Annotated in this window: 15 protein-coding genes; 9 read left to right on the top strand and 6 right to left on the bottom strand. The window is 68.8% G+C overall.

Going from position 1 to position 12,607, the window contains the following annotated elements:
• A partial coding sequence (locus ACFQ4E_RS17055) for a leucyl aminopeptidase family protein (RefSeq protein ID WP_386805694.1) occupies window positions 1-1,125 on the top strand: 1,125 nt, incomplete at its 5' end.
• The gene (locus ACFQ4E_RS17050) at window positions 1,122-1,952 is read left to right on the top strand and encodes a C40 family peptidase (protein WP_386805692.1); all 831 of its coding nucleotides are present in this window, start codon (window positions 1,122-1,124) and stop codon (window positions 1,950-1,952) included. The genes ACFQ4E_RS17055 and ACFQ4E_RS17050, both read left to right, overlap by 4 nt.
• An 80-nt stretch (window positions 1,953-2,032) precedes the next feature.
• Here ACFQ4E_RS17050 and ACFQ4E_RS17045 read toward each other — a convergent pair whose 3' ends face one another.
• Window positions 2,033-2,371 (bottom strand): DUF2794 domain-containing protein, encoded by a 339-nt coding sequence (locus ACFQ4E_RS17045; protein WP_386805690.1) that lies wholly within the window; start codon window positions 2,369-2,371, stop codon window positions 2,033-2,035.
• A gap of 381 nt (window positions 2,372-2,752) precedes the next feature.
• On the opposite strand from ACFQ4E_RS17045, the gene ACFQ4E_RS17040 reads away from it, so the two are divergent.
• From ACFQ4E_RS17040 to ACFQ4E_RS17025, 4 genes are all read left to right on the top strand, one after another.
• Window positions 2,753-3,049: a BufA1 family periplasmic bufferin-type metallophore gene (locus tag ACFQ4E_RS17040; RefSeq protein WP_386805688.1), complete on the top strand. Its 297-nt coding sequence runs from the start codon at window positions 2,753-2,755 to the stop codon at window positions 3,047-3,049.
• A gap of 79 nt (window positions 3,050-3,128) precedes the next feature.
• Complete coding sequence (gene bufB / locus ACFQ4E_RS17035) at window positions 3,129-3,983, top strand: MNIO family bufferin maturase (RefSeq protein ID WP_386805686.1); 855 nt, start codon at window positions 3,129-3,131, stop codon at window positions 3,981-3,983.
• A complete protein-coding gene (locus ACFQ4E_RS17030; RefSeq protein WP_386805684.1) occupies window positions 3,980-4,726 on the top strand; it encodes an HvfC/BufC family peptide modification chaperone in 747 nt (248 codons plus the stop codon). The genes bufB and ACFQ4E_RS17030 overlap by 4 nt, the downstream gene beginning before the upstream one ends.
• The gene (locus ACFQ4E_RS17025; protein WP_386805683.1) at window positions 4,723-5,286 is read left to right on the top strand and encodes a DoxX family protein; all 564 of its coding nucleotides are present in this window, start codon (window positions 4,723-4,725) and stop codon (window positions 5,284-5,286) included. Before ACFQ4E_RS17030 ends, ACFQ4E_RS17025 begins: the two co-directional genes overlap by 4 nt.
• On the opposite strand, the gene ACFQ4E_RS17020 is transcribed toward ACFQ4E_RS17025, so the two are convergent.
• Window positions 5,287-5,601, bottom strand: coding sequence for an arsenate reductase family protein (locus ACFQ4E_RS17020; RefSeq protein ID WP_386805698.1), 315 nt, complete (start codon window positions 5,599-5,601; stop codon window positions 5,287-5,289).
• 228 nt (window positions 5,602-5,829) lie between these two features.
• On the opposite strand from ACFQ4E_RS17020, the gene ACFQ4E_RS17015 reads away from it, so the two are divergent.
• On the top strand, window positions 5,830-6,036 hold the full coding sequence (locus ACFQ4E_RS17015; protein ID WP_386805682.1) for a cold-shock protein: 207 nt from the start codon (window positions 5,830-5,832) through the stop codon (window positions 6,034-6,036).
• A gap of 6 nt (window positions 6,037-6,042) precedes the next feature.
• Here the strand turns inward: ACFQ4E_RS17015 and ACFQ4E_RS17010 are convergent, their stop codons facing one another.
• Window positions 6,043-6,948 carry a LysR family transcriptional regulator gene (locus ACFQ4E_RS17010; RefSeq protein WP_386805679.1) on the bottom strand — a complete coding sequence of 302 codons (906 nt, stop codon included), beginning with the start codon at window positions 6,946-6,948 and terminating at the stop codon, window positions 6,043-6,045.
• Window positions 6,949-7,042: 94 nt separating this feature from the next.
• Between ACFQ4E_RS17010 and metF the strand changes: the two genes are divergently transcribed.
• Both metF and ACFQ4E_RS17000 read left to right on the top strand, forming a co-directional pair.
• Entirely contained in the window at window positions 7,043-7,909 is an 867-nt protein-coding gene (gene metF, locus ACFQ4E_RS17005) for a methylenetetrahydrofolate reductase [NAD(P)H] (RefSeq protein ID WP_386805678.1), read from the top strand.
• Window positions 7,910-7,999: 90 nt separating this feature from the next.
• Window positions 8,000-8,992 (top strand): type I glyceraldehyde-3-phosphate dehydrogenase, encoded by a 993-nt coding sequence (locus ACFQ4E_RS17000; protein WP_386805676.1) that lies wholly within the window; start codon window positions 8,000-8,002, stop codon window positions 8,990-8,992.
• Here ACFQ4E_RS17000 and ACFQ4E_RS16995 read toward each other — a convergent pair.
• From ACFQ4E_RS16995 to ACFQ4E_RS16985, 3 genes are all read right to left on the bottom strand, one after another.
• On the bottom strand, window positions 8,983-10,083 hold the full coding sequence (locus tag ACFQ4E_RS16995) for a GNAT family N-acetyltransferase (RefSeq protein ID WP_386805675.1): 1,101 nt from the start codon (window positions 10,081-10,083) through the stop codon (window positions 8,983-8,985). The two genes, ACFQ4E_RS17000 and ACFQ4E_RS16995, sit on opposite strands and share 10 nt — an antisense overlap.
• Before the next feature lie 100 nt (window positions 10,084-10,183).
• Window positions 10,184-11,509, bottom strand: a complete 1,326-nt coding sequence (locus ACFQ4E_RS16990; protein WP_386805673.1) for an aspartate aminotransferase family protein — start codon at window positions 11,507-11,509, stop codon at window positions 10,184-10,186.
• A 108-nt stretch (window positions 11,510-11,617) separates the two neighbouring features.
• On the bottom strand, window positions 11,618-12,592 hold the full coding sequence (locus tag ACFQ4E_RS16985; protein ID WP_386805671.1) for a C45 family autoproteolytic acyltransferase/hydolase: 975 nt from the start codon (window positions 12,590-12,592) through the stop codon (window positions 11,618-11,620).
• Window positions 12,593-12,607: the final 15 nt, after the last annotated feature.

Raw genomic sequence — 12,607 nt, 5'->3', positions numbered from 1 at the left:
GCCCCCGGCACCTACCGCATCGCCTCGGACCTGCCCGATGCCGCCGCCGCGACCGAGGCGCTCGGCTGGCTCCTCGCGGGCTACAGCTTCAACCGCTACCGCGGCGAGCCGCCCACGACCCCGGCGCTCACCGCGCCTGAGCGCGTCGACGCCGCGCGGATCGAACGCCAGGCCCGCGCCGAGGCGCTGACCCGCGATCTGGTCAACACGCCCGCCTCCGACATGGGGCCCGACGCGCTTGAGACCGCGATCCGCGATCTCGCGCAGGAGTTCGGCGCCGAGATCACCGTCCGCAAAGGCGAGGAGCTCCTGGCCCGCAACCTGCCGATGATCCACGCGGTGGGACGCGCCGCCGCGCAGGCGCCGCGGCTCATCGACATGCGTTGGGGCAGCAGCGGCCCGCGGATCACGCTGGTCGGCAAGGGCGTCTGCTTCGACACCGGCGGCCTCAACCTCAAGCCCGGAAGCTCCATGGGCCTGATGAAGAAGGACATGGGCGGCGCCGCCAACACCATCGGGCTCGCGCAGATGATCATGGCCGAGGGTCTGGCCTGCCGCCTCCGCCTCCTGGTCCCGGCGGTCGAGAACGCCGTCTCCGGCGCCAGCTTCCGCCCCGGCGACATCCTGACGTCGCGCAAGGGCCTGACCGTCGAGATCAACAACACCGATGCCGAGGGCCGTCTCGTCCTCGCCGACGCGCTGGCGCTGGCCGACGAGGAGGAGACCGACCTTATCCTCTCGATGGCGACGCTGACCGGCGCCGCCCGCGTCGCGGTCGGACCGGACCTCGCCCCCTTCTACACCGATGACGAGCCCCTCGCCGCGGCATTGATGGAGGCCGCCGGTCCCGCCGCCGACCCGCTCTGGCGCATGCCCTTCCACGCGCCCTACGAGGCGATGATCGAGCCCGGCATCGCCGATCTCGACAACGCCCCCTCGGGCGGGTTCGCGGGCTCGATCACCGCCGCGCTCTTCCTGCGCCGCTTCGTGACCGAGGCCCCGCGCTACGCGCATTTCGACATCTATGCCTGGCAACCCTCGGCCGCGCCGGGCCGCGCCAAGGGCGGGCTGATGCAGGGCCCCCGCGCGATCCTCGCGGCGCTGCCCCGCGTGCTCGGTCTGTGAGCGATCCGCGCACGACCCCGGCCACCGCGCGGGCGGTCGCGCGCGACGCCGCCCTCCACCATCCCGGCCTGACCCCGGTCGATCCCGAGCCGCATTACGTGGCGACCCCGCTCATCGATCTCTGTCGCGCGCCCGGCGGCGCCCGCGACCGCCAGCTCGTCTACGGCACCGCGGTCGAGCTCATCGACCGCGACGGCCCCTTCGCCTTCCTCCGCGCGCCCGCCATAGGCTATGTCGGCTGGAGCCCGGAAAGCGCGCTCCGCCCCGCCACCGACCGCAGCGCCCCAGACGCCCGCGTCGCGAACCGCGCCACCCATGTCTACGCCGCGCCCGATTTCAAACGGCGCGAGGCGCTGGCCCTGCCCCACGGCGCCGCGCTCGCGACCGGGACCACCGAGACCCGCTTCACCGAGACCGAGCTCGGCTGGGTCCCGACCGCCCACCTGGCGCACGCGCCCGAGACCGATCCGGTCACGGTGGCCGAGCGCTATCTCGGCACGCCCTATCTCTGGGGCGGCAATTCGAGCTTCGGCATCGACTGCTCGGGCCTGATCTTCGCGGGCCTCGACGCCTGCGGACGGACCTGTCCCGGCGACAGCGACCTGCAGGAGGCCGCGCTCGGCACGACCCTGCCCGAGGACACCCCCCTCCGGCGCGGCGACCTGATCTTCTGGAAAGGCCATGTCGGCTGGATCGCGGCGCCGGACAGGCTCCTCCACGCCAATACCTTCCACATGGCCGTCGCCTTTGAGTCCCTCTCGGACGCCATCGCCCGGATCGAGGCCCAGGGCGACGGACGCCCGACACGGCGCGCCCGGCTCGACTGACGCCCAGCCCCCACAGCTTCTTCTTTTCCGAAAATACGCCTCTCGCCGCCGACGCAGGCGCGAGGTCCGGCAGAGGCGCCCTACTCCACCGCCCGGATGAGCTTGCGCTCGAAGACCCGCAAGACGCTCCTCAGATCATGGCCGCGCTTCAGCACCTGCCCGTCCATGCCGATCACCGCGTATTGGCCCTGCCGCGCGCGCAGCTTGGGACGCTTCTCGATCCGGTAGACGGGGTGTTCGGCGGCGCGGCGAAAGACGGAAAACACCGCCACGTCGCGCAGCGCCGAGATGCCGTAATCGCGCCATTCCCCGGCGGCGACCATCCGTCCGTAGATCGAGAGGATCTCGCCCAGCTCCGTCCGGTGGAACATCACGCTCTCCGGCGCAGCGGCCGGGCTCATCGGGGGAACGAGGCTCATGAGGAAAATCTGCGCCCGGTCCCGTGCGAAATCAAGCCCTTCGCGGACAGCCTCCGCAGCCTCACGGAAATTGTAACAATTCCGCCTGCCCCCTCGGCAGGGACCAGCGCCGCACAACCGCCGCCTGTAACATTCCAGCGCTGGAACCCTGCTCCCGGTTACATATCCATCATTTTCGGGTCACATTTAAGACGCGCAACACACTGACACGCATTGAAAATTCACCCCCTCATCCTCTCACGGCAGGCTGACAGGCGGTCAGCGGCGCGTGAGGCACGGGCCTGTGAGTAGCGCCAATCTGTCGCAGGGGTCAGGCTTGGGATGTTCGGTGGCACTGCCGCCTCCGACCCAGTGACACCCAGTTTCAAAGGATGAGATTCCATGTCGAACACCCTCAAGACCGCCGCCCTGGTGGGCGCCCTCGCCGCCTCCTTCACCGCCCATGCCGCCACCGCGCAGGAGCAGGAAAAATGCTTCGGCGTCTCGCTCGCCGGTGAGAACGACTGCGCCGCCGGCCCCGGCACCACCTGCGCCGGCACCTCCAAGGTCGACTACCAGGGCAATGCCTGGACCCTCGTCGAGGCCGGCACCTGCACCGAGATCGACCTTCCCGACATGGCCGACGGCACGCCGCGCGAAGGCTCTCTCGAAGCGCTCGAGCGCGATCTCCCGGCGTAAGGCCAGCCCCGGGCGGGTCCGATCCCTGCGGACCCGCCCGCCCCCGATCCAGACCGTTGCCCCAAGGAGACCCGAGCCCATGCACGCGCCCCGCCAGACCCTGCCTCTCGCTCCCGGCATCGGCTTCAAATCCGCCCATTTCGCCGAGCTGGCCGAGGCTCCGGGCCCCGTCTCCTGGATCGAGATCCATGCCGAGAACTACATGGGCGCCGGGGGCCGCCCCCTGGCCCAGCTCCGCGCCTTGGCCGAGCGCTTCCCCGTCTCGGTCCACGGCGTCGGTCTCTCCATCGGAGGCGAGGGGCGGCTCGACCCCGACCATCTCAATCGCCTCAAGACGCTTTGCGACTGGCTGTCGCCCGCGAGCTTTTCCGAGCATCTCGCCTGGTCGACCCATGAGAGCGCCTTTCTGAACGACCTCCTCCCCCTGCCCTATACCCACGCGACCCTGACCCGCATCGCCGACCATATCGACGAGGTGCAGGACAGGCTCGGCCGCCCGATGCTCCTCGAGAACCCGTCGAGCTACCTCGCCTTCGCCGAGAGCACCTGGGCCGAGCCCGAGTTCCTGGCCGAGATCGCCCGCCGCACCGGCTGCGGCCTGCTTCTCGACGTGAACAACGTCTTCGTCTCGGCCACCAATCTCGGTTTCTCGCCGCAGGGCTATATCGAGGCCTTCCCGCTCGACCGCGTCGGCGAGATCCATCTCGGCGGCAATGACGAGGACGAGGATGACCACGGCGCGCCGCTCCTGATCGACAGCCACGGGCGCGAGGTCGCGGACCCGGTCTGGGCGCTTCTGGATGTCACGCTGGCCCGCTCCGGCGCGCGGCCCGTGCTGATCGAGTGGGACACCGACGTGCCCGCCTTCGCCACCCTTCGGGACGAAGCCGCGCGCGCCGAGGCGGCGCTCTCCGGCCTCAAGGCCGCGGCATGACCCAGGCGCTCTTCACCCGGGCGCTCTTCGACGCCGCCGAGCCGGTGCCCGAGGGGCTTCGCGACGGCGCGGGCCGTCCCGCCGGACGGCGTTTCTCGGTCTATCGCAACAATATCGCGGTCTCGCTGACCGAGGCGCTGGAGACCGGTTTCCCGGCGCTCAAGAGCCTCCTCGGCGACGAGAACTTCGCCCGCGTCGCCGGGCTCTATCTGCGCGCCGAACCGCCTGGCTCGCCGATCCTCGCACAGTACGGCGCGGGTCTTCCGGCCTTTCTCGGCACCCTGCCGCAGCTCGCGCATCTGCCCTATCTCGCGGATGTCGCGCGGCTCGAACTGGCGCTGCGCCAGAGCTACCACGCCGCCGATCACAGCCCCGCCGATCCCGCGCGTCTCGCCGGTCTCGACGAAGCGCAGCTTGCCGCGACGCGGCTGATCCTCGCGCCCTCGGCGGTGCTTCTGCGCTCGCGCTATCCCGTCACCCAGATCCACCGCTTCGCCACCACGCCCGGCACGCCCACGCCACAAGGTGGCGGCGAGGACATCCTGATCCTGCGCCGCCAGTTCGACCCGGTCCCGCATGTGCTGCCCGAGGGCGGCGCGGCGTTCATCGAGACGCTCGGCCACGCGCCCTTCGGCGCGGCGCTCGAAGCCGCGGGCGACGGGTTCGACCTGGCCGCGGTGCTCGGGCTTTTGATGTCCGAGAGCGCGCTTGCCCATATCCACCTGCCGGAGATCCCGAGATGATCCACAGCCTGCTTTTCACCCCCGCCGACCGCCGCGACCAATGGCTGCCGCTTCTCGCCCGCGCGGTCTTTGCGGCGACGCTCCTGACCTATTTCTGGGCCTCGGCCAAAACCAAGCTTGGCGACGGGCTCTTCGGGTTCCTCTCCCCCTCGACCGGGGCCTACGCGCAGATCTTCCCCAAAGCGTTCGAAGCCGTCGGCTATGATTCCAGCCAGCTCGGGCTTCATCACTGGGCCTTTGCCGTGGCCGGAACCTGGGCCGAGTTCCTCCTGCCCGCGCTGATCGTCCTTGGCCTTCTCGCCCGCCCCGCCGCGCTCGGCATGATCGGCTTTGTCGCGGTGCAGAGCTATGTCGATCTCTACGGCCATGGCGGCATCGCCCATGCCGAGACGCTGGGCGCCTGGTTCGACCGCGCGCCCGACGGCGTGATCCTCGACCAGCGGGCCTTCTGGATGCTGGCGCTCGTCATCATCGCGGTGAAGGGCGCGGGCGCGCTGTCGCTCGACGCAGGCCTCGCCCGGCTCGACGCCCGCGCCGGGGCGCGGGCCGTCAGCGCCTGATCAGGAGGCGAGCGCGGCGATGGTAGCCTTGTCCCAGCCGAGATACATCGCCTCGCCATCGACGATCAGCGGCCGCTTCATCAGCGCCGGATGCGCCCGGAGGAGGTCTTCGGGCGCGCCCTTCCGCTCCTCCTCGCTCAGGCCCCGCCAAGTCGTCGAGCGGGTGTTGACGAGCCGCTCGCCGAACCGCTCGAGCGCGGTGGCGAGCACGTCCTCCGGCACGCCCTCGGCGCGGACATCCACCAGCGTCGCATCGGGCAGCGCCTTGAGCGCTTTTCGGCAGGTGTCGCAGGTCTTCAGACCGTAAAGACGCATCATTCTTTCCCTTCCTTCAGGTGTCGCGCGGCGCCGAGCCAACGCCCACACTGCTTTTTCTTGCTTTTTACGGGTTCCGTGCAAGACTCGGGATCGTGATCTTCGGTCATCAGGCCGGGACGCCCGCGGCGCGTCTCCCGCGTCCGGCGCGCACCTTCTTGGGGACGCGAATTTGACAGGACGGCCCACGCATTAGGGCCAAACGACAGACAGAAGGAGACACGGGACATGCCGACCGGCACCGTGAAATGGTTTAACACCACCAAAGGCTACGGATTCATCGCCCCAGAGGATGGCGGAAAGGACGTTTTCGTCCATATCTCCGCCGTCGAACGGTCCGGATTGACCGGGCTCGCCGACAACCAGAAGATCAGCTACGAGCTGCGCGAAGGCAGGGACGGCCGCCAGATGGCCGCCGATCTCAAGCCGCTCTGAGCCAGATCAGGCCCGCTGCAGCTTGACCGCCTCACGGCGCGCCAGGGCGATCAGCTCGGTCACATAGCCCTTCTCGATATCCGCCTCGCGCGTGGCGGCATAGAGCCGTCGCGTGATGCCGTCGCGGGTCAGCGGGCGGGTGACATAGTCGGAATTGTATTTCACTTCCCGCACCACCCAGTCGGGCAGCACCGCGACGCCGCGATTCGAGGCGACCAGAAGCAGGATCACCGCCGTCAGCTCGACCTGCCGGACCGCGGCGGGCTCGACCTTGGCGGGCGTCAGAAGCTGGCTGAAGACATCGAGCCGAGAGCGCTCCACCGGGTAGGTGATGAGCGTCTGGCCGCGAAAATCCTCGGCCTCGACGAAGGGTTTCTGCGCCAGGGGATGCGACGAGGCCGCGACGAAGACCGGGTTGTAATCGAAGAGCTCGGTAAAGGTGACGCCCGGCAGATCCTCGGGATCGGACGAGACCACCAGGTCGACCTCTTCCTTCAGAAGCGCGGGCAGCGCGTCGAAGGCGAGACCGGGGCGGATATCGACATCGACATCTGGCCAGCTCTTGCGGAAGGCCTCGAGCACCGGGAAGAGCCATTCGAAACAGGCATGGCACTCGATGGCGATATGCATCCGCCCCGAGACGCCCTTCCGGAGCCCCTCGAACTCGGCCGAGAGCGCCTCGACCTGCGGCAGCACCTGTTCGGCCAGCCGCAAGAGCCGCTGCCCCGCGGGCGAGAGCTTCATCGGCTTCGAGCGGCGCACGAAAAGCTCCACCCCCGCCTGCTCTTCCAGCCCCTTGATCTGGTGGCTGAGCGCGCTCTGGGTGATGTTGAGCTGGTCGGCCGCGCGCGCCAGCCCGCCCGCTTCGTGGATCGCCTTGATGGTGCGGAGATGGCGGAACTCGATATGCATCCCGGTGTTCGGCTCATGTTGTTCTTGAGAATTATGAGTTTGTCTCACGAACCCCGGTATGACACAAGACAGCACGTCAACGAGGAATACGAGCATGGCCCGCCCCGAGATCTCTTTTGAATTCTTCCCGCCGAAAAATCTCGAAGGGTCGTTCCGGCTGTGGGACACCGTTCAGGTTCTGGCCCCGCTCGCCCCGCGCTTCGTGTCGGTGACCTACGGCGCCGGCGGCACCACGCGCGAGCTGACCCGCGACGCGGTCGCGACCATCCACAAGCATTCCGGCCTCCGGACGGCGGCGCACCTGACCTGCGTGAACGCCACCCGCGACGAGACGCTGTCCATCGCGCGCGGCTTCGCCGAGGTCGGCGTGACCGACATCGTGGCGCTCCGCGGCGACCCGCCCAAGGGCGCGGACCGCTTCACCCCGACGCCCGGCGGCTTCGCCAATTCCTGCGAGCTCATCGAGGCGCTCAAGGAGACCGGCGATTTCACCATCCGCGTCGGCGCCTATCCCGACACCCATCCCGAGGCGCCCACCGAGACCGCAGATGTCGAGTATCTAAAGCGCAAGTTCGACGCCGGTGCGGACGAGGCCCTGACCCAGTTCTTCTTCGAGGCCGACACCTTCTTCCGCTTCCGCGATGCCTGCGAGAAGGCCGGGATCGACAAGCCCATCGTGCCCGGCATCCTGCCGATCGAGAACTGGAAGGGCGCGCGCCGCTTCGCCGAGTCCTGCGGCACCAAGATCCCCGCCTGGGTGATCGACGCCTTCGAGACCGCCGAGCGCGACGGCCGCAGCGATCTTCTGGCCACGGTGCTGGCGACCGAGCTCTGCTCGAAGCTGATCGACGGCGGCGTCGACAAGCTGCATTTCTACACGCTGAACCGCCCCGAGCTGACCCGCGACATCTGTTTCGCGCTTGGCGTCACGCCCGAGGCGAAGCTCGAAAACGTCGCCTGAGGCCCAAGGCCCCGCGATTAGTCCAAGCGTCCCGCTTGCATGCGGGGCGCGTCTGCGCCAGCGTCGCGCCGATCTCGGCGGGAGAACGGAATGCGCATTGCCCTCAACGGCTTCGGACGGATCGGACGCACGGTCCTGCGGCAGGTTCTGACGCGGGCCGACTGCGCCGATATCGAGGTGGCGCTCCTGAATGACATCGCGCCGATCGAGACCTGCGCCTATCTCTTCCGCTACGATTCGGTCTTCGGCCCCTATCCCGGAAAGGTCGAGGCCGAGATCGGTGCGCTCGCGCTCGACGGCCGCTCGATCCCCTTCACGCAGGAGCCGGACTTGGGCGCGCTCGACCTGAGCGGCATCGACCTGGTCATGGATTGCACCGGCACGATACACACCCGCGCGCAGGCCGCCCGGGGCCTCTCGGCGGGGGCGAAAAACGTGCTGATCTCCGGTCCCTGCCCCGAGGCCGAGCGGACCATCGTGCTCGGCGCCAATGACGAGACGCTAGGCACTGCCCGGATCGTGTCGAACGCGTCCTGCACCACCAACGCGCTCGCCCCGCTTTTGCGCGCCATCGACGACGCCTTGGGCATCGCGTCGGGCCATTCCACCACGATCCATTGCTACACCGGCAGCCAGCCGATGGTCGACGCGCCGCGCGGCGATCTCGCGCGGTCGCGCGCGGGCGCGGTGTCGATGGTGCCGACGACAACCTCGGCCACGCGGCTCGTCGATCACGTCCTGCCGCAGATCGCGGGCCGCGTGAGCGGCGCGGCGGTGCGGGTGCCGGTGATCTCGGTCTCGGCCATCGACGCGGTGCTGCACCTGAAACGCGCCCTGCCCTCGGATGTCGAAGGCTTCCTGCGCACGCTCGCGGCGGCCTCGCCGGTCCTGGGCGCGACCGAGGACGCGACGGTCTCGACCGATCTCAGGGCGCGGCCGGAAAGCCTCGTGATCGCGCTGCCCGAGACGCAGGTGGTGGGCGCGCATCAGCTAAGGGTGTTCGGCTGGTATGACAACGAATGGGGCTTCTCGGCCCGGATGATCGACGTCGCGCGCCGGATGGTCGCGCGGGATCAGGCGTAAAGCGGGCTCCCGCCGTTGCGCGTTGCGGGCAGCGGCGTCCGCGCCAGCCCGGGACGGTCGAACCCGGCCTCCTCGGTCTGAAGGCGCCGCGTGACCTCGAGCCCGTGCAGGCCCACGGGCTCTGCCCCGAAGCGCTCGCACCACGAGCTGTCCTCATTATTGAAGCGGTAATGCGCGAGCCCCTGCTCGATGCCCCAGGCAATCGACATGGCGGTCAGGAAGAGCGTCGCGGTGTCGCCCGGCGCGGTATCCAGAAGCACCGCCCGCATCTCGCCCCCGGCGCGGTCCACCAGATGCGCGGCCGAGGCGATGACCTCGTCGCCGCGCTTGAGGACGATCAGCGCCAGCGCGTCCTCCGAGAAGGCCCGGCGCAGAAGGTGGCGCATCTCCTCGCCCCGCTCATGCGCCGCCGTCGCGCCATCGCGCACGGCCCAGGCCTTGAGATGCTTGGAGAGAAGCCGGTCGATATCCCGCTCCAGCGTGTCCTCGGTCGAGAAGACAAGCTGCCAGCCGCAGCTGCGCAGCTCGCGGCGGGTATAGCCGCGGATCTCGAAGCGGGTGGAGGACGAGAAGCGGGTCTTGACGAAATCCTCGTAGGTCTCGGGCAGCGGCACGGCCAGCGCCGCCTCGGGCGCGGCGGAGGTCGCGGTCCCGGCGCCAAGAAGATCGGCGCCCAGGGCATCGGCGCGCTCGGCGCTCAGCCCCGACAGGCGCAGCTCGGCCCAGGGCCGCGCGCGCAGCGCATGGCCCAGCGCCTCGAGCGCGCCCTCGGCATGGCGGGGGTCGACCAGAAGGCCTGTCGGCACCCCGGCCAAGACGCCGGCGCTGTCGATCCGGGTCCGGAGGCGCTTGGCCTCGCGGCACCAGACGGTGCGCAGCACCACCGGCAAGAGCGCCACGGGTTCGACGCCCCGGCGCACGAGATAGACGCGCCAGCGGCCTTCGTGATTGATCAGAACAGGGGCAAGCCAGTCATGGCTTACAAAGACGCTCGCCTCGGGATCGCGGGCTTCGAGTTTTTCCCAATCCTCGGTCAGAGCGAGCAGCTCGGTGACGCTTTCTGCAGTCTCGACGCAATAGAACGGAGCCATGAGAGAGAGAGTCCTTCGTCCGGAAACATTCTGTTTCCTCGGACCCTCGCCTCAGAGCGCGGCAAGATCGGTCCCGGATTGGGACCATTTCTGGGAGATCTCAGGACGCCAATCCGGCCTCGATCCCCGTCTCCAGCTTGTCGACCAGCTCGTCGAGCTGCGCGTCCTCGATGATGAAAGGCGGCGCGAGCAGAATGTGATCGCCGAGCTTGCCGTCGATGGTGCCCGACATCGGGTAGCAGATGAGCCCGGCCTCGAAGGCCTTCTTCTTGATCGTCGCCGCGAGCTTCTTCTCGGGCGGGAACGGCGCCTTGGTCTCGCGGTCGGCCACCAGCTCGATCCCCCGGAAGAGCCCACGGCCGCGCAGATCGCCGACATTCGGATGCTGGCCGAAGCGCTCGCGCAGCTTCTCCATCAGAGCCTCGCCCTGGGTCTGGACCCGCGGGATCAGCTCGCGCTCGATCATCGCGCCCACCACCGCAAGCCCCGCGGCGGCGGCGGCGGGGTGGCCGACATAGGTGTGGCCGTGCTGGAAGAAGCCCGAGCCGCTCTCGATGGCCGAGTAGATCTCGGCGGTGCAGAGCATCGCGCCGATGGGCTGGTAGCCCGCGCCGAGACCCTTCGCGATGCAGAGGATGTCCGGCGCGACCCCGTCCTGTTCGCAGGCATAGAGGCTGCCCGTCCGGCCCATCCCGCACATGACCTCGTCGAGGATCAGGAGCACGCCGTACTTATCACAGATCTCGCGGATGCGCTTGAAATAGCCCGGCGCGGGCGGCACCGCGCCTGCGGTCGCGCCCACGACCGGCTCGGCCATGAAGGCCATGACCTTCTCGGGTCCGACCCGCAGGATTTCCTCTTCCAGCGCATCGGCGGAGCGCCTGCCATACGCCTCGAGGCTCTCGCCATCCTCGCGGTAGCGATACTCGTAGCAGGGGTCGATGTGGGACATCTGCAGCAGCAGCGGTCCGAACTGCTGGCGGCGCCATTCATTGCCGCCCGCCGAGAGCGCGCCGATGGTGTTGCCGTGATAGCTTTGCTTGCGCGCGATCAGGTGGCCGCGCTGCGTCTCACCCTTCTCGACATGGTACTGCCGCGCGAGCTTGATCGCGGCCTCCGCCGCCTCGGAGCCGCCCGAGACCAGGTAGACCCGGTCGAGCGTGCCGGGCGCGTGTTCGATCAGGAGATCGGCAAGCTTCTCGGCGGGCTCGGAGGTCAGAAAGCTCGTATGGGCAAAGGCGATCCGGTCCATCTGCGCCTTGACCGCCTCGATCACCGCGTGATCGCCATGGCCCAGACAGGACACCGCCGCGCCGCCCGATCCGTCGAGATAGCGCTTGCCATCGGTGTCGATCAGGTAGCAGCCCTCGCCGCCAGCCACCACGGGCAGATGCGCCTTGGTGTGGCGCGGAAAGATATGTGACATGACCCCTCTCCCTTCGATCTGCCGCGTCTGACGCGGCGCGGGTGCGGCACCGGATCTGTCCCGTGCCCTCCTGGCCCCGAAGCGGGGACCGCTTGTCCCGCGCGCCGCTCAGGCAGCGCCCGGAACCTCCACATGCCGCGCGCCCTCTTCGAACTTGCGGAAGCTGTGGCTCCAGACCGTGCCCGGCCAACGGATCTCGATCTGGCCTTTGCGGGGCCGGTAAACCGCAGTGTAGAGCGTTCCGAACCCGTGGTGGAAGGCTGTCGAATAGAGCGGCGGTTTCAGGAAGGCGGCGATGAATTTGTCCTCGGGATCGCGGTGCAGCGTCAGGCGCTGCAACAGGAACCGCTCGCGCTCGACCGTCGCGGTAAAGCGCGCATGGCTGATCCACTCGACGTTTTCCTGGTGGTTCGTCGCGACCGCCGCGCGGGTCAGGATCGCGTCCCGATCCGGTGACAGCATCGCCGTCAGGTAGCGCCGCTCCTTGTCGAGAACGGTGACGTTGTAGCTCATATGCGTCGGAATGCGGCTCAGAGCCTCGCCCGCCTCCTCGGTGGTCTCGCAGGTCTGGAGCACGTAGCGCAGGATGATCGGCACGCCGAACCCGTCGCCCACGACCCGGCGTCCGCCAAAGGTCAGCGACACCGCGAGCCCGGCATCGTTCATCCCGTCGACCAGCCCCCAGAGCCCGTCGGACACACCGATCACGCCGCGTCCCTGCCAGCGCGTCTTGAGCACGAGGCTGTCGAAGGCGTTCGGGTTGTAGTCGTAATTCCGCACCATCACCGGCTCGCGCCCGGGCCAGACCGCCTGGGAACAGCCCGAGAGATAAGGCGGCGGCTCGTAGAAGCTGAGGAAACGCGCGGCGTGATCGCCCCCGCCCGCCAGCTCGCAGAGCTCGTCATAGAGATCGACGATTTCCGGCATGTGGGTCTGCAGCGCGCGACGACTCTGCCGGTAGGTCGGACGCGCCTCTTCGCCGGCCCGGAGCCACCATTTGCGGTAGGCTGGCCAGTATTCATGGAACAGCCCGGCCCATTTCGGGCCGGGCGCGTTTTCGGCTATGGCACGCCAGACGACCACCTGGCCCCTCGCTTG

Source organism: Litorisediminicola beolgyonensis (assembly GCF_042679605.1).
Lineage (GTDB): Bacteria > Pseudomonadota > Alphaproteobacteria > Rhodobacterales > Rhodobacteraceae > Litorisediminicola > Litorisediminicola beolgyonensis.
This window is presented reverse-complemented; position numbering and strand designations above follow the sequence as displayed.